Origin of the sequence: Cupriavidus cauae (assembly GCF_008632125.1) — a bacterium.
Lineage (GTDB): Bacteria > Pseudomonadota > Gammaproteobacteria > Burkholderiales > Burkholderiaceae > Cupriavidus > Cupriavidus cauae.
Genome location: NZ_VWRN01000016.1, coordinates 111,220 through 136,855, shown reverse-complemented (window position 1 = coordinate 136,855; position 25,636 = coordinate 111,220). Strand labels below are relative to the sequence as shown.

General features: G+C 68.1%; 17 protein-coding genes. 7 read left to right on the top strand and 10 right to left on the bottom strand.

Going from position 1 to position 25,636, the window contains the following annotated elements; translation table 11 throughout:
• Positions 1 to 12 precede the first annotated feature (12 nt).
• The 4 genes from F1599_RS04640 to F1599_RS04625 form a co-directional block, all read right to left on the bottom strand.
• Positions 13 to 1,008 (bottom strand): Bug family tripartite tricarboxylate transporter substrate binding protein, encoded by a 996-nt coding sequence (locus F1599_RS04640; RefSeq protein WP_149318661.1) that lies wholly within the window; start codon positions 1,006 to 1,008, stop codon positions 13 to 15.
• Positions 1,009 to 1,069: 61 nt separating this feature from the next.
• A complete protein-coding gene (locus F1599_RS04635) occupies positions 1,070 to 2,383 on the bottom strand; it encodes a DUF1254 domain-containing protein (protein WP_149318660.1) in 1,314 nt (437 codons plus the stop codon).
• Between the two features lie 21 nt (positions 2,384 to 2,404).
• Positions 2,405 to 4,636, bottom strand: a complete 2,232-nt coding sequence (locus F1599_RS04630) for an acetate--CoA ligase family protein (RefSeq protein ID WP_150082339.1) — start codon at positions 4,634 to 4,636, stop codon at positions 2,405 to 2,407.
• Positions 4,637 to 4,780: 144 nt separating this feature from the next.
• Entirely contained in the window at positions 4,781 to 5,587 is an 807-nt protein-coding gene (locus F1599_RS04625; RefSeq protein ID WP_149318658.1) for an IclR family transcriptional regulator, read from the bottom strand.
• 294 nt (positions 5,588 to 5,881) lie between these two features.
• On the opposite strand from F1599_RS04625, the gene F1599_RS04620 reads away from it, so the two are divergent.
• A complete protein-coding gene (locus F1599_RS04620) occupies positions 5,882 to 6,565 on the top strand; it encodes a TetR/AcrR family transcriptional regulator (protein ID WP_149318657.1) in 684 nt (227 codons plus the stop codon).
• Between the two features lie 157 nt (positions 6,566 to 6,722).
• The gene (locus F1599_RS04615) at positions 6,723 to 7,688 is read left to right on the top strand and encodes a Bug family tripartite tricarboxylate transporter substrate binding protein (protein ID WP_223819461.1); all 966 of its coding nucleotides are present in this window, start codon (positions 6,723 to 6,725) and stop codon (positions 7,686 to 7,688) included.
• Here the strand turns inward: F1599_RS04615 and F1599_RS04610 are convergent.
• The gene (locus F1599_RS04610; RefSeq protein ID WP_223819460.1) at positions 7,675 to 9,102 is read right to left on the bottom strand and encodes a pentapeptide repeat-containing protein; all 1,428 of its coding nucleotides are present in this window, start codon (positions 9,100 to 9,102) and stop codon (positions 7,675 to 7,677) included. The genes F1599_RS04615 and F1599_RS04610 overlap by 14 nt on opposite strands.
• A 367-nt stretch (positions 9,103 to 9,469) precedes the next feature.
• On the opposite strand from F1599_RS04610, the gene F1599_RS04605 reads away from it, so the two are divergent.
• On the top strand, positions 9,470 to 10,150 hold the full coding sequence (locus F1599_RS04605; protein WP_150082336.1) for a histidine phosphatase family protein: 681 nt from the start codon (positions 9,470 to 9,472) through the stop codon (positions 10,148 to 10,150).
• 82 nt (positions 10,151 to 10,232) lie between these two features.
• A complete protein-coding gene (locus F1599_RS04600) occupies positions 10,233 to 11,102 on the top strand; it encodes a crotonase/enoyl-CoA hydratase family protein (protein ID WP_149318654.1) in 870 nt (289 codons plus the stop codon).
• 102 nt (positions 11,103 to 11,204) lie between these two features.
• Here F1599_RS04600 and fusA read toward each other — a convergent pair whose 3' ends face one another.
• Complete coding sequence (gene fusA / locus F1599_RS04595) at positions 11,205 to 13,310, bottom strand: elongation factor G (protein WP_149318653.1); 2,106 nt, start codon at positions 13,308 to 13,310, stop codon at positions 11,205 to 11,207.
• Positions 13,311 to 13,545: 235 nt separating this feature from the next.
• Here fusA and F1599_RS04590 point away from each other — a divergent pair, with 235 nt between their 5' ends.
• A complete protein-coding gene (locus F1599_RS04590; RefSeq protein ID WP_150082335.1) occupies positions 13,546 to 15,828 on the top strand; it encodes a mechanosensitive ion channel domain-containing protein in 2,283 nt (760 codons plus the stop codon).
• Positions 15,829 to 16,062: 234 nt separating this feature from the next.
• On the opposite strand, the gene F1599_RS04585 is transcribed toward F1599_RS04590, so the two are convergent.
• The 4 genes from F1599_RS04585 to F1599_RS04570 form a co-directional block, all read right to left on the bottom strand.
• A complete protein-coding gene (locus tag F1599_RS04585; protein ID WP_150082334.1) occupies positions 16,063 to 17,595 on the bottom strand; it encodes a SpoVR family protein in 1,533 nt (510 codons plus the stop codon).
• A 136-nt stretch (positions 17,596 to 17,731) separates the two neighbouring features.
• The gene (locus F1599_RS04580) at positions 17,732 to 19,012 is read right to left on the bottom strand and encodes a YeaH/YhbH family protein (RefSeq protein ID WP_149318650.1); all 1,281 of its coding nucleotides are present in this window, start codon (positions 19,010 to 19,012) and stop codon (positions 17,732 to 17,734) included.
• Positions 19,013 to 19,050: 38 nt separating this feature from the next.
• Positions 19,051 to 20,973: a PrkA family serine protein kinase gene (locus tag F1599_RS04575; protein WP_006576790.1), complete on the bottom strand. Its 1,923-nt coding sequence runs from the start codon at positions 20,971 to 20,973 to the stop codon at positions 19,051 to 19,053.
• Positions 20,974 to 22,151: 1,178 nt separating this feature from the next.
• Entirely contained in the window at positions 22,152 to 23,078 is a 927-nt protein-coding gene (locus tag F1599_RS04570) for an SDR family NAD(P)-dependent oxidoreductase (protein ID WP_149318708.1), read from the bottom strand.
• 184 nt (positions 23,079 to 23,262) lie between these two features.
• Here F1599_RS04570 and F1599_RS04565 point away from each other — a divergent pair, with 184 nt between their 5' ends.
• Positions 23,263 to 24,165: a LysR family transcriptional regulator gene (locus tag F1599_RS04565; protein WP_149318649.1), complete on the top strand. Its 903-nt coding sequence runs from the start codon at positions 23,263 to 23,265 to the stop codon at positions 24,163 to 24,165.
• A 241-nt stretch (positions 24,166 to 24,406) separates the two neighbouring features.
• On the top strand, positions 24,407 to 25,576 hold the full coding sequence (locus F1599_RS04560; protein WP_149318648.1) for an acyl-CoA dehydrogenase family protein: 1,170 nt from the start codon (positions 24,407 to 24,409) through the stop codon (positions 25,574 to 25,576).
• Positions 25,577 to 25,636: the final 60 nt, after the last annotated feature.

The window sequence follows — 25,636 nt, the reverse complement described above, 5'->3', positions numbered from 1 at the left end:
TATTCCTGCACCTTATTCCAGCACCAGCCCGGTCCGCCGGATCAGCTCGCCCCATTTGCGCACCTCGCCGTCGATGAACTGGCCGAAGGCCGCGCTGCTCATCGGCTCCGGCTGCAGGCCGAGCCCGTGCAGCTTCGCCCGGATGGCGGGGTCGGCAAACACCGCGCTGGCATCGCGATTGAGCTGGCGCACGATCGCGTCCGGCGTGCCGGCCGGCGCCACCAGCCCGAACCAGCCGTAGCCGACCACGCCGGCATGGCCCTGCTCGGCGAAGGTCGGCGCGTCCGGATACACCGGGCTGCGCTGCTCCGACGCGACCGCCAGCACGCGCAGCTTGCCCGCCTTGATGAAGGGCAGCGCCGAGGTGATGGCGGTCAGCGTCGCGTCGACGCGACCCGCCAGCAGTTCGGTATAGGCGGTGGCATCGCCCTTGTAATGCACGGTCAGCGCCTTGAAGCCGGCCTGCGCGGCAAACAGCTCGCCGGTCAGGTGCGGCCCCGAGCCGATGCCCGGCGAGGCGAACGTGATGCCGTCCTTCTTCTCGCGCGCGAGCTTGACGAAATCGGCCAGCGTGCGCGCCGGCGAGGCGGCATTGACGATCAGGAAGACCGGCCCGACCACGCGCGGGCCGACCGGCTTGAAGTCCCTGGCGACGTCGTAGCGCTGTTTCAGCCCCGCCGCTGTGTTGATCGCGAACGGCGCGGCCGCCCACAGCAGCGTGTAGCCGTCCGGCGCCGCATGCGCCACCAGCTCGTTGGCCACGCGCGTACCGGCGCCCGGCCGGTTCTCGACTACGAACTGCTGCCCGTACTTCTGGCTCAGCGCGTCGGCCAGCACGCGCGCCGAGGTGTCGTTGGACCCGCCGGCGCCGTAGGGCGAGACCAGCTTGACGGGGCGCGAAGGGTAGCTGTCGGCGTGGGCGACCGGGGCCAGGGCAAGGCCGACGGCAAGCACCAAGGCGGCCATCAGACCTTTGGCGAGCCGGCCGCCGCGAAGGACATCAAGCATCCGAAAGACACGAAGGACACGAAAGCCATGGACTACATCGGAGCGCATCATCGCGGCCCCCTCAGGCGATCCGCCGCACGGGCGGAATGACGTACTGGCCCGCGATAAAGGCAGGGCTCGGGTGATAGAGGCGCAGGATCAGATAGAACGGTCCCGCCGGCGCCGGCAGCCAGTTGTCGATCGAAGCGGGACGCGCATGCGAGATCGCGATCGCCAGGCTGCCGTCGTCCTCGTAGCGCAGGCCCGGCGTGCGGTCGCCGATCGCATAACGGCCGATGGCGTTGGCGGTGAAGAAGCGGTCCTCGCCGTACAGCGACACCGACCAGAACGCCTGCGCCGGCGGCAGATGGCCCGCCGGGAAGCGCAACTCGTAAGTGCCGGCGCCGGTCAGCGGCTGCCCGTCGGCATCGAAGTCCGCCATCGCGTAGACCGCCTCGTCGGCGCGCAGCGCGCCCAATCCCTTCATCGCGGTGGTCGCGCGCATCAGCCAGTCGTCGCCGTAGACGCCGAGCTTCAGGCTGTAGCCCCAGCTCTTGCGTCCCTGGCTGCGCGTATGCGCCTCGATCAGATCCATGCCTTGCCGATAGGCGCTGACCAGGCCCGCCTGCACCGCCGGCCGCAGCGCGGCGATGTCGACCTCGTCCTCGAGCCGGATGCCCAGGCGCCGCAGCAGCGTCAGCAGGCCGCGCTCCTCCGGCGACGGCGGAAACTCCCGCAGCGCCTGGAACAGGTTGTGAAAGAAGTCGAGCGCGGCGTCGCCGGTCTCGCGCCACAGCCGCACGCATTGCGGCTGGCGCCCGATCGCCGGCGCATCGAGCCGGAAGCCCTGCTCGAACGCATGCGCGGCCGGCAGGTCCTGCTCGCCCTGTACCAGCACGCGGCCGATCAGCCAGACCAGCGACGTCGGACACGCGACCGCGCGGCCGGCACCCGCCTGCTGGCCGGGGCCGACCAGTTTCACCGCGGCGCCCTCGGCCGGCACATTGCGGGGCCCGAGATTCTCGAAGTTGTTGGTATGCGCGTCGAGCAGTTCGACCACGTAGTAGCGGTCCGGGTCGCTCAGCGGCGGCACCTGCAGCGTGACCGGACCGTCGGACAGGTCGATCCAGCCGCAGAAGTACAGCAGGTCGTTGGCCGGCGTGACGATGTCGCGGTCCTCGTGGGTCCATTGGCGCGTGCTGGCCGACAGCACGTTGACCGGCGCGCGGCCATAGCCGGTGGCCGCCTGGACCGAGGTCTGCAGGCGGCAGGTGCGCAGCGTTTCGATCAGCGGGTAGCCGTAGATCACCAGCGGCAGCGCCGCGGCGGCGGTCAGGGCCTGCTGGGGGTTGTCGTAGACGGGGGCGGAGAAGATGGGGCTGGCGGGATGGTTCATCTCGGGTGCTCGCTTGGGGTTTCAATGCGCGTCGTGCCGCAGCGTGATGACGGCGTCGGCCGCCACCGGCCCGTCGGCCGTGACGATGAAGGGATTGATCTCCAGCGTGTCGAGCCGCGGCCCGATCGCGGCGGCCGCCTGCGACACGCGCACCAGCACCTGGGCCACCTGTTCGAGCGGCACGGCCGGATTGCCGCGATGGCCGGCGAACAGCGCCTCGGCGCGGCTGTCGCGCAGCATCGCCAGCGCGCGAGGCATCGACAGCGGCGCCAGTCCGAATGCCATCTGGCGGAACACCTCGACCGCGGTGCCGCCGATGCCGGCCAGCGCGACGAGCCCGAACACCGGGTCGCGCCGCACGCCGACCATCAGCTCGCCCCAGCCGCGCACCATGCGCGCCACCACCACGCCCTCGAAGGGCACCGGCGCACCGCCATGCCGGGCCGCATGCCGGCCGATCGCGTCGCGCACCCGCGCAAAGGCCGCGCGCACCGCATCGGCATCGTGCAGGTTCAACGCCACGCCGCCGACATCGCTCTTGTGCAGGATCTCGCGCGAGCACAGCTTGACCGCGACCGGATAGCCGAGCCGATCGGCCAGGCGCACCGCCTCGTCGGCATCGCGCGCCAGACCGTGCGGGGCCACCGGCACGCCGGCCTCGGCCAGCAGTTGCATCGCCTCGTGTTCGGACAGCGCGTTGGCGTCGGCGGCAATACGTGGCAACTGTGGCAACTGTGGCAACTGTGGCAAGGCCTCAGCCGCGGACTCGCCGCGGCTTTCCGCACCCTGCGCCGCCGCACGCGCCAGCGCGGCAACCGCTTCCATCGCGTGCGCGGGCTCGCGGAACACCAGGCAGCCGTGCTGCTCCAGCCAGGCGCGGCGATCATCGGCCACCAGCCCGCACAGCAGCAGCGGCGCGCTGGCGGTCGTCTCGTGCAGCGCGGCGACGGTGCGCTGCAGCTCGGGCCACAGCGCCGGTGCATTGGCGCCGGCGGCCAGGAACGCCACCACGCTGCCGTATTCCCCGCATTCGGCGACGTCGCGCAGCGCGTCCAGCAACACGCGCGGCTGGGCCACGATCTGGCCGGTCACATCGATCGGATTGGCGGTGCTGGCGAACGGGATCGCGGCACGCAGCGCTTCAGCCGGGCCGGCCGGCATCGCAGGCATCGGCAAACCCAGCTGCTCGGCGCGATCGGCCATCATGATGCCGACGCCGCCGGACACGGTGACGATCGCCACCGGCGCCACCGCATCGGCGGCCAGGCCGCTGGCGCTGTGCCAGCGCGACGGCCGCCGGCCGCGCGACAGCACATAGCCGAGCCGGAAGAACGCTTCCAGCGATTCGGCGCGATGCACGCCGTATTCGTCGAACACCGCCTGGTAGACCGCGTCCTCGCCCGCCAGGCTGGCGGTATGCGATTGCGCCGAGCGCGCGCCGGCCTCGGTGACGCCGACCTTGGCGACCACCACCGGCTTGCCGGCCGCGCGCGCCGCCGCCAGCGCGCGGCGCAGCCGCTCGCCATCGCGGCAGCCTTCCATATAGGCCAGGATCACGCGTGTGTCGTGGTCGTGCGCGAGCCATTCGATCACGTCGGCCACCTGCAGCCCGGCCTCGTTGCCGGTGGTGACCCAGTGACTCAGGCCGAGCCCGGCCTCGCGCGCCAGCGCGAAGGCATAGGCGCCGAAGGCCCCGCTCTGGCTGACCAGTCCCACATCGCCCAGCGGCGGCAGCCCGCTCAGCGGAATCGGCGAGAAGGTTGCGAACATGCGCTCGCGCAGGTTCATCGCACCCAGGCAGTTGGGCCCCAGCAGCGTGATGCCGTGATGCCGCGCCTGCTCGGCCAGCGCCTGCTGCATGCGGGTGCCCTCCTCGCCGACCTCGGCGAAGCCAGACGTGAAGAACACCGCCGCGCGCGTGCCGTTGGCCGCCAGCTGCGCCATCACGTCGGCGCTGGCCAGCGCCGGCACCGCGACGATGGCCAGGTCGACCGGCTCGCCGAGCGCGGCAAGCGAGGGCGTGGCGGGTAGCCCCTGGATCTCGGCCGATGCCGTGTTGACCGGATGCACGCGGCCGCCGTAGCCGAGCTCGCGCAGCAACCGGATCGGCATGCCGCCGACCTTCTCGGGTTGGGACGAGGCGCCGATCACGGCGATCGAGCGCGGCCGCAGCAAGGCGGTCAGGTCGGGGAGCGGTGCGGGGGTCGGTTCGCGCGTCGGCGCGGGGGTCGGCGCAGGGGTCGGGTCTGGCATCGATGTCTCCGTTATCGTTGTGGGCCGATGCCGCCGTGGCGGCGGCATCGTGGTGTCTCTCATGTTGTCGCGTTCGCCAGGTCGCCGGAACCCGCTGCGGGAACGTGCCACGCCGGCGGTGGCCGGGCGGCGGCCCGGCGTGCGCTATCGCCCGACGCCCGCTGCCTGCTCGATGCTGCGGACCATCTCGACCAGCATCGGCGCCACGCGCTTTTCCAGCATGCCGCGGCGCAGCTTGCTGCCGGCGATCGCGCAGTTGAACAGCAGCGGGCGGTTCAGATAGACGATGCGCGAGTAGATGCCGACGCCATGCACGCCGATGCCCGCCTCGCCCTCGTTGGTCGCGAAGCCGCGTTTCGGATAGTGGGCGACGTTGTGGCAGATGCGGTCGTAGCTGGCGGCGTATTCGTCGGGACGCTCGCGCTGGGCGATCTCCATCAGCCGCTGGAACTCGGCCTTGGACAGCGTGCACAGGAACGCGCGGCCCATGCCGGTGTTCAGCACCGAACGCACCGCGCCGACACCCGGCCGCGCCGGCGTGCCCTCGTTGTGGGTGCAGGTGAGCAGATAGGTCACGTCGAGCCGGTGCGCCACGCCCATCGACACCGCGCCCTCGATGCGGTCGGCCAGCGCCTGCATCAGCGGCCGCGCGGTATGCCGCATCGGCAGGCCGGTCAGGTAGGGGTAGCCGAGCGCCAGCACCTGCGCGCTGACGAAGTACTTGTCGAGCTTCGGGTCCCAGTCGAGATAGCCGAGCTCGTACAAGGTCTTGCAGATGCGCGACACCGTCGCCCGCGGCAGCTGCAGCCGGCGCGACAGTTCGCCATTGCCCATCGGCTGCGGCTCGTCGATGAAGCAGCGCAGCAAGGCAAAGCCCTTGGCGAGCAGGCCGCCGAACGACGGGTCGTCGCGGCGGCGCTCGGCGATGAATTGTTCGACCGGCGTGTTCATGTTGTCTCCTGAAATCCAGTGTGGGTGGCCTCGGCAACGACCGTCAAATGATGGAACGAATTTCCAGATATTGGAAATAGAGCGGCTTCCGTTGACGCTCCCCGCGCGTGCCCCTAACGTGACCGGACACTGGATCGGACGCTGGGCCGGACAGATGGCGCACGCATCGGCGTCGCCGGTCGAGCCTGCATTCCGGTCCGCATTCCGGTCCGCATTCCGGTCCGCATTCCGGTCCGCATCCCTGTCCGCATCCCTTGTCCGCACCCGTATCCGTAGCCGCCTCCGGAAGCCCCCATGACCCCTGCCTCCCCGTTCCCGCTGCCGGGCACCGCGCGCAGCGCCTTCCCCGCCCTCGACACCCGTTCGCTGCTGCACGCGCCCAAGCGCCAGCGTGCCCGCGATACCGAGCAATCCCTGCTGGCGGCGGGCCGCACGCTGCTGGCCACGCGCGACTTCGAAGCGATCTCGGTGGCGCAGATCGTCGCGGCCTGCGAGCTGTCGGTCGGCGCCTTCTATGGGCGCTTCCGCGACAAGGCGGCCTTCTTCGAAGCGTTGCAGACGGCGGCGGTACACGAGGCGCAGCAGGCGATGGCGCACCATCTGGCGTCTTCGCGCTGCGCCGCGCTGCCGACCGCGGTGCTGCTCGACAAGGCGATGCGCCTGCTGGTGCGCGGCTGCCGCGCCCAGCGGGGCCTGCTGCGGGCGGCGCTGCAGCAGGCCGGCGCTCGCCCCCAGGCGTGGCAGCCCCATGGGGACTGTGCGACGGCCTTTGCGGACCGGATGGTGGCGCTGCTGGTGCCGCGGCTCGGCGACGACACCCGGGCCGAGGCGAAGGTGCGCTTCGCCATGCAGGCCGTGTTCGGCATGCTGGTCAATGCGCTGCTGCATGACCCGCTGCCGGTGCGGCTGGACGACGACGAACTGCCGGTGCAGATGGCGCGGCTGATCGGCAGCTATCTGGCGCCGATGCGGGATTGAAGCCAGCGAGCGGGCCGGGCCCATCGCGATCCCAAACCATCATCACAAGACGGAGACCAGCATGAACCCACGCAGCAAGGCGGCCAGGCATCAGGCGCCACGATGCACGATGGCGCGATACACGATGGCACGATGGTTGGCGCGAAGCACGACGGCGATGCGCGCCGCCACCCTGGCGCTGCTGACGGCGGCAGCCATGCCACTGCATGCGCAGGACACCTACCCGAGCAAGCCGATCCGGATCGTCGTGCCCTATCCGGCCGGCGGTTCGACCGACACGCTGGCCCGCACGCTGGGCGACACGCTGAGCCAGCGGCTGGGCCAGCCGGTGGTGGTCGAGAACAAGGGCGGCGCGGGCGGCATCATCGGCACCGACCATGTCGCCAAGTCAGCGCCCGACGGCTACACGCTGCTGATGACGGTGCCCGGGCCGATCACGGCCAACCTGGCGCTGTACAGGAAGCTGCCCTACGACCCGCGCACCGATCTGCAGCCGGTCTCCGACATCGCCACCATGCGCACCGTGCTGGTGGTCAACAGCACGCTGCCGGTCAAGAGCGTCGACGAATTGCTCGCCTACGCGAAGGCCAATCCCGGCGCCTTGCGGATGGGATCATGGGGACCCGGCACGCAGCCGCATACGATCCAGTCGTATCTGGCCAAGACGAAGGGCCTCGATATCCTGCACGTGCCCTATCGCGGCGAAGGGCCGATGGTGTCGGATCTGCTGGCGGGCCAGGTCAACATGACAATCGGCTCGGTGACCGCGCTGAAGCAGCATATCGCCACCGGCAAGCTGCGCCCGCTGGCGGTGATCGGCACGCGCCGGGCGGTGGGCCTGCCCGATGTGCCGACCTTCGCCGAGGCGGGTTACCGCGATCCGGCCTACGAGGTCGTCGGGCCGACCACACTGCTGGCCCCCGCGAAGACGCCGCCCGCCATCGTCGAGCGGCTCGGGCGCGAGGTCAGCGCGCTGGTCAGGAGCGGCCCGCTGGCGCGCCGGATCGACGAAATGGGCGCCGAGCCGGTCGGCAATTTGCCGGCCGAGGCCAGCAGCGCGTATCGCGCCTATCTGCCGGTGGTGCTGAAGCTGACCGCCGATACCGGCGTCAGGCTCGACTGACGGCTTGCGAGCGTAACTTCAGCGGCACCTCCCATGGCAGGCCGCCGCGCTCGGCAAACATGGCGCGATAGCGGTCCGCCAGTTGCAGCAGCGCCCCTTCGCAGGGCTCGGGCAGCGCGTCGGCCAGGCGCAGGCACTGATGCCGGGCCAGTGTCTGGATCCAGCCGTTCAACGCGATGTCGGCGTTCTTGTCGCGCGGGTCGCCCCAATAGTCGTCGATGTTCCTGAGCAGCACCGCGGCGAGGGCATCATGGGTGTCGGAGACGTCCTCGCCCTGGGTGACGGCGTGCCAAAGCGCCCGCACGATCGCCCGCATCAATTCGCGGCGCCGGTCCGGATCCGGCAGGGAGACCAGCGTCCACAGCAGATTGTCCTCGCGCTGATGCAAGGGCTTGAGCATGGCCCGGCGTACGGCGCCGTTGGTGAACACGTCGCCGGCCAGCACCAGGCGCGCGCCCGTCAGGTCCGCGCCGTGCAGCGTCGCGCCGGCCAAAGCCATCATGTCGAGCGTCTGGCCGTGCAGATCGGCACCATGCAGCGAGGCGTTCTGCAGCCGGGCCGCGGCGAGCCGCGTGCCGGACAGCTTGGCCGCGTCCAGCCGGGCGCCGCGCAGGTCGGCACAGCGCAGATCGGCTCCCTGCAGATCGGTGCCGACGAGGCTGGCCCCGGCGGCCTTGCAGCGGATCAGCACCGCGCCGCGCAAGTCGGCGCCGCTCAGATCGAGCGGGCCCAGGTCGCTGTCGCGCAGATTGCGTCCGCGCAAGTCCGCGCCTGGGCCGAACAGATGCGCCGCGACGTCGGGACAAAGCCGGCGCAGGTCGATGCCCGGCGGCATGGCGGGCCGGCTCTGCGGCGGCACCTTGCCCGCGCCTTCGGATGCGCCCTCGGATGCGCCCTCGGATGCGGCCTCCGATGCGCCGTCGGGTTCCGCGTGCGGCCGCTGGACGTATTGCAGCAGCTCGGCGCGACGCCGACGGCCGGCGGCCGCGCTCTGCGTCGACAGGCTGCCCCGGTCGAGAGCCGGCGGCAGCCAACCGTTGACGTAGCGAGGCAGCACGCGCGGCCGCGCAGCGCCGCCGTTGCCATCGGCGCCGCCACCGCCATCGACCTGCACGCGCAGCGCGTCATGCTTGACGAAGCGGCGCACCCTCGCTTCCCACAGCACTTCGTCGCCACCGAGGCGCAGGCACCGCATCAGCCGCGCGAAGCGCTGCCGGTGCGTCATCTGCCAGAGCGAAGCGGTCTTGATCTTCCAGCCGGAACCGGATCGGCACAGGCGGAAGCGATGCCCCTGGACTTCGATCAGTTCGCCGCGCACGAGCGCCGCGTTGATCGCCGGCCCGAGATGCGGCGATTCGACTGCCGCGCTGAAGGCGGTGCAGTCGCGATACGACAGGGTGTGATACGTACGCATCGTCTCGACCTCTTGATGTCTTGATGTCCCGACGTCCGGGAGGTTCGGGATGTCCGGGATGTCCCAGGTGCCCCGGTGTCCCGATATGCCGATGTCTGGATGGAATGAAGAACGCCCTCCTCCGGGCAGGCGCCAAGGTAACCGCGTATGGCGACGCCATTTGCGTAACATGCCGCCACCTTTTGGAATTTGAGACGCGAAAGGCCCGCCGACGACGACAATGCAGCGCGGCCATGACCGGTATGCAGCGTGTCACGCTTGCTTGGCCGGCACTCGGAGCGCGCCCTACAATCGAGCGCGACGGCCATCGCCGGCCCGCCGGCCGGACCGGTGGGCCGGCCTCCTCCCAACCTTCCGCTCTCCCTCTATGGCAACGCTATTTTTCGTGCGCCACGGCCAGGCCTCCTTCGGCGCGGCCAACTACGACTGCCTGTCGGCGCAGGGCCGGCAGCAATCGCGCTGGCTTGGCGAGTATTTCGTCGAGCGCGGGGTGCGCTTCCGCCGCGTGATCGCCGGCTCGCTGGTGCGCCAGCAGGACACCGCCAGCGAGATCCTGGCCGCCATGGGCGAGGCCGGTGCCGGACTGACGATCGAAACCCATCCCGGCTTCAACGAGTACGACGGCGAGGCGCTGTATTGCGCCCACACCGGCGGCGCCGATCATCGCGCGCATCAGAACGGCGACTATGCGGACTACTGGCGTACCTTCCGCGCGGCCTTCGCCGCCTGGACCGCCGGCACGCTGACCGGCATGCCCGAGAGCTGGGACGAATTCGGCAAGCGCATCGCGGCGGGACTGGCGCACGGCGCCGAGGGCTCGGCGCGCGAGGACGCGATCCTGGTGGTCAGCTCGGGTGGCGCGATCGGGCGTGCGGTGGCCGACATGCTGCACGCGCCGGCGCAGACGGCGATCGAGCTGAACCTGCAGTTCCGCAACACCGCCTTCTGCGAAATCATCTGCGGCCGCAATACGCAGCGGCTGCTCAGCTTCAACAACGTGCCGCATCTGGAGCGCGCGGACCGGCGCGGCGCGATCACCTTCGCCTGAGCACGGCGGCGCGGGCATCGCCATCGCGCGTCAGCGGCCACACTCGACCTTCCCGGCATTGATCGGCAACCTCGGAGCCCCCATGCAACCATCCCAGTTTGAAACGCTGCGCTACGCCGTCGCCGACGGCATCGCCACCATCACGCTGCACCGGCCGGAACAGATGAATACGTTCAACGCGCAGATGATGCAGGAGCTGATCGCGGCCTTCGATGCCACTGACGCCGACGATGCGGTGCGGGCGGTGGTGGTGACGGGCGCGGGACGCGCGTTCTGCGCCGGCGCCGATCTGTCCTCGGGCGGCTCGACCTTCGATTTCGAGAAGCGCTACGGCGCGCCGGCCGACGCGCCGCACCGCGACGGCGGCGGCCGTGTCGCGCTGCGGATCTTCCGCAGCCTGAAGCCGGTGATCGGGGCGATCAACGGCGCCGCGGTAGGCATCGGCGTGACGATGCAGCTGCCGATGGATATCCGGCTGGCCTCGACCACGGCCAAGTTCGGCTTCGTGTTCTCCCGCCGCGGCATCACGCCGGAGGCCGCGTCGTCGTGGTTCCTGTCGCGCGTGGTCGGCATCTCGACCGCGCTGGAGTGGTGCTACACCGGCCGCGTGTTCCCGGCCCAGGAGGCGCTGGAGCGCGGCCTGGTGCGCTCGCTGCATGCGCCCGACGAGCTGCTGCCGGCGGCCTACGCGCTGGCGCGCGAGATCGCCGACAACGCTGCGCCGGTGTCGGTCGCGATCTCGCGGCAGATGATCTGGCGGATGGCGGGCGCCGCGCATCCGATGGAGGCGCACAAGCTGGACAGCCGCGCGATCCAGTCGCGCGGGCGCTCGCCGGACGCGAAGGAAGGCGTCGAGGCCTTCCTGCAGAAGCGCCCGGCCGCGTTCCCGCAGACCGTGTCGCGCGACATGCCCGACTTCTTCGACTGGCAGGGCGAGCCGCCTTTCGTTTGAGCGACTTTTGTTTGAGCGACGTTCGATGGGGCGCCGTTCGTTTCAACGCCGTCCGTTTTAGCGCCGGGGACGCCCCGGGTCGGAGCGCCCTGCCTTCGAAGCCTACTGCCGGCGCGCGTTGACCACCGCGTCGGCGACGTTGGCCGGCGCCTCGGCGTAGTGTTTGAACTCCATCGTGTAGGTCGCGCGGCCCTGGGTCAGCGAACGCAGCGAGGTCGAGTAGCCGAACATCTCGGCCAGCGGCACCTCGGCGCGCACCAGCTTGCCGCCGCCGCCCGCGATCTCGTCCATGCCGTGCACGATGCCGCGGCGCGACGACAGATCGCCCATCACGTTGCCGGTAAACTCCTCCGGGGTCTCGACCTCGACTGCCATCATCGGCTCGAGCAGCACCGGACGCGCGCGCCGCATGCCGTCCTTGAAGGCCATCGAGCCGGCCATCCGGTAGGCGTTCTCGTTCGAATCGACCTCGTGGTACGAGCCGAACACCAGCGTGACCTTGACGTCCACCACCGGGAAGCCAGCCAGCACGCCGGCATTGAGCGTCTCCTGGATGCCCTTGTCCACCGCGGGGATGAACTCGCGCGGGATCACGCCGCCCTTGATCGCGTCGACGAACTCGTAGCCCTTGCCCTGCGGCTGCGGCTCCAGGTCGATCACCACATGGCCGTACTGGCCGCGGCCGCCCGACTGCTTGACGAACTTGCCCTCGACGCCCTTGATCGCCTGGCGGATGGTCTCGCGATAGGCGACCTGCGGCTTGCCGACGGTCGCTTCCACGCCGAACTCGCGCTTCATGCGGTCGACCAGGATTTCGAGGTGCAGTTCGCCCATGCCGGAGATGATGGTCTGGCCGGACTCCTCGTCGGTCTTGACGCGGAACGACGGGTCTTCCTGCGCGAGGCGGTTCAGCGCCACGCCCATCTTCTCCTGGTCGGCCTTGGTCTTGGGCTCCACCGCCTGCGAGATCACCGGATCGGGGAAGGTCATCCGCTCCAGGATGATCACGTTGGCCGGGTCGCACAGCGTGTCGCCGGTGGTTGCCTCCTTCAGGCCCACCGCCGCGGCGATATCGCCGGCGCGCACCTCCTTGATCTCGTTGCGCGTGTTGGCATGCATCTGCAGGATGCGGCCCAGGCGTTCGCGCTTGCCCTTGACGGGGTTGTAGACGGTGTCGCCCGAGTTCACCACGCCGGAATACACGCGGAAGAAGATCAGCTGGCCGACGAACGGGTCCGTCATGATCTTGAAGGCCAGCGCGGAGAACGGCTCGTCGTCGCTCGGATGGCGCTCGGCATCGCGATCGTCCTCGGTATGGCCGCGGATCGCGGGCACGTCGGCGGGCGACGGCAGATAGTCGACCACCGCGTCGAGCATCGCCTGCACGCCCTTGTTCTTGAACGCGCTGCCGCACAGCATCGGCACGATCTCGTTGGCGATCGTGCGCTGGCGCAGGCCGGCCTTGATCTCGTCCTCGCTCAGCGCCTCGCCGCCGAGGTATTTCTCCAGCAGCGACTCGTTGGCCTCGGCCGCGGCCTCGACCATGCGCTCGCGCCACAGCTGCGCGGTGTCGACCAGCTCGGCCGGGATCTCCCGGTATTCGAAGCGCACGCCCTGGCTGGCCTCGTCCCAGACGATGGCCTGCATGCGCACCAGGTCGACCACGCCCTGGAAGTGGTCCTCGGCGCCGATCGGAATCTGCACCGGCACGGCCACGCCCTTCAGGCGCTCGGCGATCTGCTCGCGCACGCGGAAGAAGTCCGCGCCGACGCGGTCCATCTTGTTGACGAAGGCCAGCCGCGGCACGCCGTACTTGTTGGCCTGGCGCCAGACCGTCTCCGATTGCGGCTGCACGCCGCCGACCGCGTCGTAGACCATCACCGCGCCGTCGAGCACGCGCATCGAGCGCTCCACCTCGATGGTGAAGTCGACGTGCCCGGGGGTGTCGATGATGTTGATCCGGTGCTCGGGATACTTGCCGGCCATGCCCTTCCAGAACACGGTGGTGGCGGCCGACGTGATGGTGATGCCGCGCTCCTGCTCCTGCTCCATCCAGTCCATGGTGGCGGCGCCTTCGTGCACCTCGCCCAGCTTGTGGCTGACGCCCGTGTAGAACAGGATGCGTTCGGTCGTGGTCGTCTTGCCGGCGTCGATATGCGCACTGATGCCGATGTTGCGATAGCGCTCGATGGGAGTTTTGCGGGCCACGACAATCTCCTGAGTTAGGGGCCTGAGTAGAACCTGAGTAGAACCTGAATAAAGGGGTCGGAGAAAAGAGGGGAGTTAGAGTAGCACTATCGGCGAAGTTGCGTGCGGCGCGGGATTGGCGGCTCCGCGGCGTCGGACGGACACCGGTCGTCCGGCCCTTGGGCATCGGTTACAGTGCGCCCATGGCGGCCCGCCCACCGGGCCGAGGACCGGTTTCGACGAGGCTCCCGCGACGATGAACCTGCGATGTCATCTGCCATGGCTGGCGCTGATCTGGCTCTGCGCGATCGGTACCGTGCCCCACGCCGGTGCGGCCACGCCCTTGGGCAAGCCCGCGGCCCATCCCCCGTCCGCTACGTCGGCACCCGCCTCCGAGGCCGCCGCCAGCGTGCCGCTGGCGCAATCGCTGGACCAGGTCATCGAGACGCTGCAGAACGACCAGCAGCGCGCGGCGCTGGTCGGCCAGCTGCGGGCGGTGCGCGACGGCCTCGGCGCGTCAGCCCCGGCGGCTTCCACGGCGACGGCGGCCTCGGACGCCGAGGCCGGCGGACTGGTCGGCGCGCTGGCCGAAGCGGTCGAGCAGGTGGACGACCGGCTCGGCAAGGACCAGGGGCCGTGGCGCTACTGGAGCTGGCGCCTGCGTTTTGCCGGTGAGGAATGGCAGCAGGCGCTGACCGATCGCGGGCGGGGCAGCGCACCGCGTTCGGCGCAGCTGTTCGCCGCGGTGCTGGCGGGCTGGGCCGTCGGCGGCTGGCTGCTGCACGAACTGGCGCGGCGCGTGCGGGGCCGGCTGATGCGGCCGGTCGATCGGGTCCAGCTGCCCACCGTGCCGTCGTGGACCGACGTCGGCATCTTCATGCTGCGCCGGGTCGGCCCGTGGGCGATCGCCTTCGGCGTGGCGATCTGGATCGTGCGCGCGCTGGCGCTGCATCTGGTGCCGGCCGGCGTGGCGGCGCTGACGGTGGCCTACGCGCTGGTCGCCGGCGCGGTGCTGTCGGCGGTATCGCAGACGCTGTTCGCCGTCTTCAACACCGCGCACCGGCGGCGCGCGGTCCATGACCTGCACCAGCACTCGCGCCCGGTACTGTTCGCGATCGGCTCGCTGGCGGCGCTTGGCGACGCCGCGACCAACGCGCGCGTGATCGCCGCGCTCGGCGTCAACCTGTCCGCCGTGACCGCCAATCTGTCCAATATCGCCGCGGCGCTGCTGATGGCCTGGTTCTGTCTGCGTTTTCGCCGGCAGATCGGCCATCTGATCGCCAACCGGCCGCTGGCCTTCCGCCAGGCCCATCCCGCCATCACCGATGTGCTGCGGCTGGCCGGCGGCACCTGGCACCTGCCGGTGCTGGCGGTGGTATTCGCGTCGGTGGTCGGCACCCTGCTCGCCGCGGGCCATGCCGACGACTATCTGGGCCGGACCATCCTGACGGTGGCGCTGCTGGTCGCCGCGCTGGCGCTGACGGTGGTGACCGGACGCTCGCCCCAGGCCACCCAGCATGGACCGCGGCAACGCTGGCAGCGGCGTTCGGCCTATCTGGCGCGCTTCGGCCGCTTTGCGGTCGCGCTGGTGCGCCTGGCGATCTGGCTGGGTTTCCTGGAGCTCGCCAGCCGCGTCTGGGGCAATTCGCTGCTGCATCTGATGCATTCGACCGCGCTGGGCCGCCGCTTCGCCGACGCGGTATTCGGCGCGCTGGCCGCGGTGCTGCTGTCGTGGCTGTTCTGGCTGGTGATCGACACCGCCATCACGCAAGCGCTGTCGCCGGGACACGGGCGCGGGCAGCCGCCCAGCATGCGCGCCCGCACCATCCTGCCGCTGCTGCGCAACGCGGTGTTCGTCGCGCTGCTGGTGATGGCGCTGATCGCGGTGCTCGCCAACCTCGGCGTCAACGTGACGCCGCTGATCGCCGGCGCCGGCGTGGTGGGCCTGGCCATCGGCTTCGGCGCGCAGACGCTGGTGCAGGATCTGATCACGGGGCTCTTCATCGTGATCGAGGATTCGATTGCCATCGGCGACGTGGTTGAGCTGCCCGACCACAGCGGCACGGTCGAGGGCATGACCATCCGGACCATCAAGCTGCGCGACGGAAAGGGCGCGCTGCACGTGCTGCCGTACAGCCAGATCAAGGCGATCAAGAACCTGTCGCGCGGCCATGCCTTCGCGGTCTTCAATATCGGCCTGCGCTACGACAGCGACCTGGACCGCGCGATGGCGCTGATCCGCGAGGCGGGGGACGAGATCGCGCAGGACATCCGTTTCACGCACCGGCTGCTGTCGGGGTTGGACATCCTGGGGCTCGACCGCTTCGATCCGTCCGGCCCGGTGGTGCTGGCCCAGTTCAAGACGTTGCCGCTGGCGCAGTTCGAGATCACGCGGGCGTTCAACGCGACGCTGAAGCAGAAGTTCGACGCGGCGGGGATCCGCATGGCCTCGCCCTACATGACGCTGCAGCTGGACGGCGGCGCGGCGGACGTCAAGCCGCTGATTGCGGGAAGCGAGGGGAGTGCGGGGGCGGCGTAGGGATGCCTGGCACAGGAAGAACGCTTCGAACCGCTTCCCACCCGCCCAATCGCTTCCAAATAAAACGAGCGGAGATTTCAGCGCTGAAATCCCCGCTCTTGCCTTGCTCGCTTGCCGCACCCGGCTCGCCGCGCGGACCGCTATCGGATCGTTTCCGCCGGCTTACGCCGCCTCACGCGGCCTTATGCCGCCTCATGTCGCCCTATTTGCCGCCCTCTGCCGCCCTATGCCGCCCTATGCCGCCTTGCGATGATGCTTGCGCTCGGGCCGGCATTCGTACTTGATCTCGTGCCGGCCGTCCTCGTAGACAACCTCGAGCCGCACGGTGAAGCCCCATAGCCGGGTGACATGGCGGATCACCTCCTCGAAGTTCTGCGCGAGCGGCCGGCGGTCGTTCTGCAGATGGCGCAGCGTCAGCGAGCGGTCGCCGCCGACGTCGACGTTGGTGACCTGGATGTTCGGCTCGATATTGGACAGGTCGTACTGGCTGGCCAGCAGCTGACGGATGCGGCGATAGCCCTCGTCGTCGTGGATCGCGGTCACGCGCAGCTTGCTTTCGCGGTCGTCGTCCAGCACCGAGAACAGCTTCAGTTCGCGGATCACGCGCGGCGACAGGAACTGCAGCAGGAAGCTTTCGTCCTTGAAGTTGCGCATGGCGAAGTCCAGCGTCTTGCGCCAGTCGCTGCCGGCAATCTCCGGCGCCCAGCGATAATCCTCCTCCTCGGGGCGCTCGCACATGCGGCGCAGGTCCTGGAACATCAGGAAGCCGAGCGTGTAAGGATTGAGTCCGCTGTAATAAGGGCTGTGGTACGGCGGCTGGTAGATGACGTTGGTATGCGCCTGCAGCAGCTCCATCATGAAGGCGTCGTTGACCAGCCCCTGCTCGTACAGCTCGTGCAGGATCGTGTAGTGCCAGAACGTGGCCCAGCCCTCGTTCATCACCTTGGTCTGCCGCTGCGGGTAGAAGTACTGCGCGATCTTGCGCACGATGCGGACGATCTCGCGCTGCCAGGGCTGCAGCTTGGGTGCGTTCTTCTCGATGAAGTACAGCAGGTTTTCCTGCGGCTCCGGCGGGAAGGTGGCCTCGGCCTCCGGCGTCTCGTCCTCGGTCACCAGCGCGTGCGAGCGGTGCTTCGGCAGCGTGCGCCACAGATCGTTGACCTGCATCTGCAGATAGTTCTCGCGCTCGGCCTGGCGCGCCTGCTCCTCGGTGATCGACAGCTTCTTCGGGCGCTTGTAGCGGTCCACGCCGTAGTTCTGCAGCGCGTGGCAGGAGTCGAGCAGCAGTTCGACCTCCTGCTCGCCGTAACGCTGCTCGCATTCGGCCACGTAGTTCTTGGCGAACAGCAGGTAGTCGACGATGGCGTCCGCATTGGTCCAGGTGCGGAACAGGTAATTGCCCTTGAAGAAGGAGTTGTGGCCGTAGCAGGCGTGCGCGATCGTCAGCGCCTGCATCGGCATCGTGTTCTCCTCCATCAGGTAGGCGATGCAGGGGTTGGAGTTGATCACGATCTCGTAGGCCAGGCCCATGTGGCCGCGCTGGTAGCTGCGCTCGGAAGCGAGGAAGTGCTTGCCGTAGGACCAGTGGCTGTAGCCGACCGGCAGCCCCGCGGACGCGTAGGCGTCCAGCATCTGCTCGGCGGTGATGATCTCGATCTGGTTGGGATAGGTATCGAGGCCGAAATCGGCCGCGATGCGCGCGATCTCCCGGTCGTACCGCTGGATCAGTTCGAAGGTCCACTCCGAACCGGTAGAGAGGTATGCCATTTCCCACCCCCATGTCGGCGGCCCGCGATCGCGGCTCCGCCGGTTAGCCAAGGCCTGTCCGGCGCGGCACCCCTGCATTGACACCATGCCCGGGCGCCGCTGCGCCGGTGCATCGACGCATCAAGGCGTCAGCGCATCAACGCCCGGTGTTCGGCCAGGCCGCCTTCTTCTGAAACAGGTCGTGCAAGACCGGATAGATCTCGTCCGCGCCGATGATCCGCTGCATCGCGAAGTTCTCGTGCGCGCCCTTGACCGTCATGTACTCTTCCCACAGGTTCTGCGGCTCCTCCGACGCGACTTCTACATAGGCGTAGTACTGCACCAGCGGCAGGATCGATTCGCGCAGCAGCCGCCCGCACAGTTCCGAGTCGCCGGCCCAGTTGTCGCCGTCCGACGCCTGCGCGCAGTAGATGTTCCACTGGCTGGCCGGGTAGCGGTTGTGGATCACGTCGACCATCAGCTTCAGCGCGCTGGACACCACCGTGCCGCCCGATTCGCGCGAGTGGAAGAAATCTTCCTCGTCGACTTCCTTGGCGACCGTATGGTGGCGGATGAAGACGACGTCGATGCGTTCGTAGTTCCGCTTCAGGAACAGGTACAGCAGCATGAAGAAGCGCTTGGCCAGGTCCTTGCGGCTCTCGTCCATCGAACCCGACACGTCCATCAGGCAGAACATCACCGCCTGTGCCTGCGGACGCTTCTTCAGCACGCGGTTGTTGTAGCGCAGGTCCAGCTTCTCGATGAAGGGCACGCGATCGATGCAGGCGCGCAGATGGCGCATCTCCTTCATCATCTCCTGCGCGCGGGCCGTGTAGGGCCCCTCTTCCTCGAGCACCTCGCTGTACTGCTGCTCGAGCGCCTGCAGGCGCCGCTGGTAGGGCCCGGACAGCGCGATGCGGCGGCCGAGCGAACTGCGCATCGTGCGCAGCACCGACAGGTTCGAGGGCGTGCCGTCGATCGAAAAGCCGGCGCGCACCTTGCGCACCTCGGCGATCTTGGCCAGATGGCGCTTGGCCATGTCGGGCAGCGCCATGTCCTCGAAGAAGAAATTCAGGAAGTCCTCGCGCGAGAGCGTGAAGACGAAATCGTCCTCGCCCTCGCCCGAGTCGCTCGCCCGCGAGCCGGTTCCGCCCGCCCCTTGCTGCTGGCGGTCGAAACTGTCTCCGCGGACGAACTTCTTGTTGCCGGGGTGGATCCACTCGCGCTTGCCACCCTGGCCATGGTGGAAAATCGGCTCGGAGATGTCCTTGACCGGAATGGACACCTGCCCGCTCTGCTCGATGTCCATGATCTTCCGGCCGGACACCGCCTTCGCTACGGCTTGCCGAATCTGCTCGCGGTAACGCTTGATGAAACGCTGCTTGTTGACCGCACTCTTGTTGCCGCCATTCTCCCGCCGATCGATGACCGTGGCCATATTGGTTGCCCTCGTTCAGAGGCCCCGTGCAGGCGCCGTTACGATGATTTTCGAACGCGCAAGTACCACTCCACCAGCAGCCGGACCTGCTTGGGCGTATAGCCCTTCTCGACCATGCGGTTGACGAAGTTCTCGTGTTTCTCCTGGTCCTCGCGCGAGGACTTGGCGTTGAAGGAAATGACCGGCAGCAGGTCCTCCGTGGTGGAGAACATCCGCTTCTCGATCACCATGCGCAACTTCTCGTAGCTGGTCCAGTTCGGGTTCTTGCCGCCGTTGTTGGCCCGCGCCCGCAGCACGAAGTTGACGATCTCGTTGCGGAAGTCCTTCGGGTTCGAGATACCCGCCGGCTTTTCCACCTTCTCCAGCTCGTCGTTCAGCGCGTTGCGGTCGAGGATCTCGCCGGTATTGGGATCGCGGTACTCCTGGTCCTGGATCCACAGGTCGGCGAACACCACGTAGCGGTCGAAGATGTTCTGGCCATATTCGGAATACGACTCCAGATACGCGGTCTGGATCTCCTTGCCGATGAACTCGACGAAGGGCGTCGTCAGGTATTCCTTGATGTACGAGAGCAGCTTCGCTTCCTGCTCCGGCGGGAACTGTTCGCGCTCGATCTGCTGCTCGAGCACGTACAGCAGGTGCACCGGATTGGCCGCGACCTCGGTGTTGTCGAAGTTGAAGACCTTGGACAGCACCTTGAACGCGAAGCGCGTCGACAGCCCGCTCATGCCCTCGTCGATGCCGGCGTAGTCGCGATACTCCTGGTACGACTTCGCCTTCGGGTCGACGTCCTTCAGGCTTTCGCCGTCGTAGACCCGCATCTTCGAGAAGATGTTCGAGTTCTCCGGTTCCTTGATCCGCGTCAGCACCGCGAACTGCGCCATCATCTTCAGCGTGTTCGGCGCGCATGGCGCGGCCGACAGCGAGCTGCTGCGCAGCAGCTTGTCGTAGATCTTGACCTCGTCCGACACGCGCAGGCAGTACGGCACCTTGACGATGTAGATCCGGTCGAGGAAGGCCTCGTTGTTCTTGTCCGCCTTGAACGATTGCCATTCGGCCTCGTTCGAGTGGGCCAGGATCACGCCGTCGAACGGAATCGCGCCGAAGCCTTCGGTGCCCTTGTAGTTGCCCTCCTGCGTCGCCGTCAGCAGCGGGTGCAGGACCTTGATCGGGGCCTTGAACATCTCGACGAACTCGAGCAGGCCGCGGTTGGCCAGGCACAGGCCGCCGGAGTACGAGTACGCGTCCGGGTCGTCCTGCGGATAGTCCTCGAGCTTGCGGATATCGACCTTGCCGACCAGCGAGGAGATGTCCTGGTTGTTCTCGTCGCCCGGCTCGGTCTTCGCGATCGCGATCTGCGACAGCACCGAGGGCCGCAGCTTGACCACGCGGAAGCGCGTGATGTCGCCGTTGAACTCGTGCAGGCGCTTGACCGCCCATGGCGAGGCGATCGTGTTCAGATAGCGGACCGGGATGCCGTAGTCCTCCTCCAGAATCTTGCCGTCTTCCTCGGGCGAGAACAGTCCGAGCGGCGATTCATGGATGGGCGAGCCCTTCAGCGCGTAGATGGGGATCTGCTCCATCAGCGACTTGAGCTTCTCGGCGAGCGAGGACTTGCCGCCGCCGGGAGGCCCGAGCAGGTAGAGGATCTGCTTGCGTTCCTCGAGACCCTGCGCGGCATGCTTGAAGAACGAGACGATCTGCTCGATCGTGTCCTCCATGCCGTAGAACTCGCGGAAGGCCGGATAGATCTTGATGACCTTGTTGAAGAACAGGCGCGACAGGCGCGGGTCGTGGTGCGTGTCTACCAGCTCTGGCTGCCCGATCGCGGCGAGCATGCGCTCGGCCGCGGTCGCATAGGCAGTAGGGTCTTTCTTACAGATCTCCAGATACTCCTGGATGCTGTATTCCTCTTCCTTGCGAGCTTCGAAGCGCGTGGCGTAGTGGCCGAAAATGTCCATACCTCACTCCCGTCAGAGTCTCGTCCGAGGCGAACGCAGTCCGTCTGCAGGTAGGTACCCTGCCTCATTCCACGTATCAGCCTTTGAATACCGCCACCCCGGCTTGGCGGAAGACTGACCATGTTGCGAAGTCTTTACTTCATCATAGTCAAATAACGCCCAGGGGGAAGAGCTTGTTGACGCGCATTGCGCACTGGCAACGGCGCGGTCCTGCTCGTGAAAACTGCGTTCTGGCTGCGTGCGACTGAGCGGCACGCTGACCGGTTCGCACTGGGCGGCGCGACCATGTTCTGGGACACACCTTACACCTTTCCCTTTGGTGCTGCACTGCCCTGTTTGTAACGATTGCTTCCGGCGAGCATCGACGACATACCGGGACTGCAAAACCTTGGAACGGGTGGGGTCGTACGTTGGCACATCCTGCATCGTTGCTGCTGCCAAGGCCTCGCGCGCAACGTCGCGCGACACGCTGCCGTCGTGTTCTCGATGCGCGGGAAGGCGATCGAAGCAGCGACGCACGCAGGGACAGAAACGGGGATCGAAGCGGGATGAAAACGGAGCGCCGCGACATCGCGCATCGCGCTGCCAAAAAGCAGGGTTAACCCATCGGCCCGGGCGCTGGCCCGCTGTCGGCCCGGGTGTGGCGAAGCATCGTTCGCCGGTTGTCTCCATGCACCGTCGAGGCAATCGCGTCTCCCCTTTGGAATCGTGGCGCGCACCGTGCGGGTGCGTGCCCATTGGAATGCCGAAACCGCTACAGGTTCCAGTTCGCATTCGATCGCGTCGATCGCATCGCTGTCTCCCCGTCGCGGTTGCCCGCGCGGCGGCATCCGTCGGCCACCGTTGTCGGTACACCAGCAAATTGCGGGCCACATGCGACGGGGCGAGCGGAACGATGGTCGGACGGTCGACGAAGAAGGCGGTGGACGAACGGCATTCACCGACGACAGCCGACGGCGATGAGGGGAAACCGCAATGCGCGAGGACGTGCGCGCGAGCGACAATCGATCGAAGGAGGAGAGGCGAAACGGCGAAGGAGAGGAGAGGAGAGGAGAGGAGAGGAGAGAGCGGAGAAGAGCGAGACAATGAAAACGCCGGGCGTCAGCACCCGGCGCGTCGTGCTGCCAGCGCATTGCCGGCAGCGGCATATCTCGGATCAGATCGTCGGAAGCGAATCCTCAGATCGGATCCCAGTTGATGACGTCGGGCGAGCGCTCCAGCGGATAGAAGCTGTTGCGCATCGCCGGGATCGCGATCTCGGCGATCGACTCCGGCGTCCACCCCTCGCTGGCATGCACCGAGCGCACCGGCCGCGGCTGGCTCATCAGCATGATCTCGTTGGCGCGCACCGCGAAGATCTGCGCATTGACCTCGCGCGCCGCCTCGCTGGCGAGGAACACCGCCATCGGCGCGACCTTGCCGGCCTCCATCTTCTGCAGCTTGGCCACGCGCGCCTGCTCCTCCGGCGTCTCCGACGGGATCGAGCTGGTCATCCGGCTCCAGGCGAATGGCGCGATGCAGTTCGAGCGGACGTTGAAGCGGGCCATGTCCAGCGCGATCGATTTGGACAGCGCCGCGATGCCCAGCTTGGCGGCGGCGTAGTTGGCCTGGCCGAAATTGCCGATCAGGCCGGAGGTCGAGGTCATATGGACATAGGCGCCGCTCTGCTGGTCCTTGAAGTAGGGCGCGGCGGCGCGGCTGACGAAGAAGGTGCCGTGCAGATGCACGTCGATCACCGCGCGCCATTCCTCCTCGTTCATCTTGAAGAACATGCGGTCGCGCAGGTTGCCGGCGTTGTTGATCACGGCGTCGATGCGGCCGAACCGATCGAGCGCGCACTGGACGATCGCGTTGGCGCCCTGCCAGCTCGACACGCTGTCGGTGTTGGCGACCGCCTCGCCGCCGGCGGCCTGGATTTCCTCGACCACGCGCTGCGCCGGTCCCGCATCGCCGCCCTCGCCGCTCAGCGACACGCCGATATCGTTGACCACCACGCGCGCGCCCGCGGCGCCCAGCGCCAGCGCGATGCCGCGGCCGATGCCGCCTCCCGCGCCGGTCACCACCGCGACCTTGCCCGCCATCGTGCCAGCCGTCGAGTCTGCCATCGCGCCTGCCGCCGATCCTTCCACCTTCGCCGTCATCATCGGTCTCCTGTCCCACCTACGAGGTTCTATTGAAGCGGCATATACGATAAATTGCCGGCAGCGAAAGGGGAATTCGCCAATCCCAAAAGACGCCTTCCGCCTGCCGAAACCCTCCGTTCGATCCCGCCAAACCCATCACGACACGATGCATTACGACCTGACCGACCTGCGCCTGTTCCTGAACGTAGGGGAAACCCATAACCTGACGCGGGCGGCCGAACGCAGCTTCCTGTCGCTGCCGGCGGCGAGCACCCGCATCAAGCAGCTGGAGGAAGCGTTCCAGACCCAGCTGCTGATCCGCCAGGTCAAGGGGGTGCGCCTGACGCCGGCCGGCGACGCGCTGCTGCGGCACGCGCGCGAGGTCTTTCGCGAGCTCGAATGCCTGCATGCCGATCTGCGCCCCTACGCCAAGGGCGTCAAGGGCAAGGTCCGGCTGCTGGCCAACACCACCGCGACCAACTCGTTCCTTGCCAACGCGCTGTCGCGCTTCCTGTCGGAGAACCCGGACGTCGACATCGAGCTGGAGGAACACCTGTCGCAGGAGATCGTCTCGGCCATCGGCGCCGGCGCGGCGGACCTGGGCATCGTCGCCGGCGAGGTCGCCACCGAGGACCTGGACGTGATGCAGCTGTGCAGCGACGAGCTGATCGTGATCGCGCCGGTCAACCACCCGCTGCCGCAGTTCAAGCGGCTGCATTTCGCCGATCTGCTCGATACCTGCCGCTTCGTCGGCCTGAACCAGTTCAGCGCGATCCAGTCCTTCCTGGACCGCATCGCCAGCGGCATGGGCAAGCGCATCAGCCTGCGCATCCAGGTCGGCAGCTTCGACGCGGTCTGCCGCATGGTCGAGGCCGGCGCCGGCATCGCGATCGTGCCCAACAGCTGCGCGCGCCGCTACGCCAGCCGCAAGGTGCTGCGCTTCATCACGCTGGAGGACGACTGGGCCAAGCGCGAGCTGCGCCTGGTGCGCCGGCCCGGCCGCGAGCTGCCGCAGTTCGCCGAGACCCTGGTGCACTACCTGATCGACGCGGCGCGCGAGCCGGTCTGAGCGGGCGCGTCCGGCATCGCGGACCGCCGGGGGCCACGACGTGCCACCCGCATGCCACCGCCAGCCATCGCTGGCCACCGAGGCCCCGGCGGGTCCCAGCGCGCCACATCGGCCCACGGCGGCCAGGGCACCGGCAAGGTAAGGCCCGCCCTAAGCCGCTCTTTGGCAAATGCGAATGTCGGTCCGTGGCGGGCTCGGGAATAATGGCCGCATTCCCGTGATTTCCCGCAAAGGCCCCTTGATGACGATCGACCAGGCGCACGATGCGCATTACCCCGAAATCCGCGAGGCCGTGCGCGATCTGTGCGCCGGCTTCGATTCCGCCTACTGGCAGCGCGTCGAGGAGCAGGACGCCTTCCCCGAGCAGTTCGTCCAGGCGCTGACGCAGGCCGGCTGGCTGTCGGCGCTGATTCCCGAGAACTACGGCGGCTCCGGCCTGCCGCTGACGGCCGCCTCGGTGATCATGGAAGAAATCAATCGCAGCGGCGGCAATTCCGGCGCCTGCCACGGCCAGATGTACGTGATGGGCTGCCTGCTGCGGCACGGCTCCGAGGCGCAGAAGCAGCGCTGGCTGCCGGGCATCGCCGCGGGCGAGCTGCGCATGCAGTCGATGGCGGTGACCGAGCCGACCACCGGCACCGACACCACCAAGCTCAAGACCACCGCGGTGCGCCAGGGCGACCGCTATGTCGTCAACGGCCAGAAGGTCTGGATCTCGCGCGTGCAGCATTCGGACCTGATGCTGCTGCTGGCGCGCACCACACCGCTGGACCAGGTCAAGCGCAAGTCCGAGGGCCTGTCGGTGTTCGTGGTCGACCTGCGCGAGGCGATCGGCAACGGCCTGACGGTCCAGCCGATCCGCAACATGGTCAATCACGAGACCAACGAGCTGTTCTTCGACAACCTGGAGATCCCGGCCGAGAACCTGATCGGCGAGGAAGGCAAGGGCCTGAAGTACATCCTCGACGGGCTGAACGCCGAGCGGATCCTGATCGCCGCCGAATGTATCGGCGACGGCTACTGGTTCGTCGAGCGCGCCAGCCACTATGCGCGCGAGCGCGTGGTGTTCGACCGGCCGATCGGCCAGAACCAGGGCATCCAGTTTCCGATCGCCCGCTCCTACGTCAACGTCGAGGCCGCCAGCCTGATGCGCTACAAGGCCGCCGAGCTGTTCGACGCCGGCCAGCCCTGCGGCAAGGAGGCCAACATGGCGAAGCTGCTGGCCGCCGATGCTTCGTGGGAAGCGGCCAACGTCTGCCTGCAGACCCACGGCGGCTTCGGCTTCGCCGCCGAATACGACATCGAGCGCAAGTTCCGCGAGACGCGTCTGTACCAGGTCGCACCCATCTCGACCAATTTGATCCTGTCCTATGTGGCCGAGCACGTGCTGGGACTGCCGCGGTCCTTCTAGGCCGGCGTCTTCCTCAGCGCCGTTGCCACCGCCTTGCGCCAGGCCTTCCGCGCCAGACCG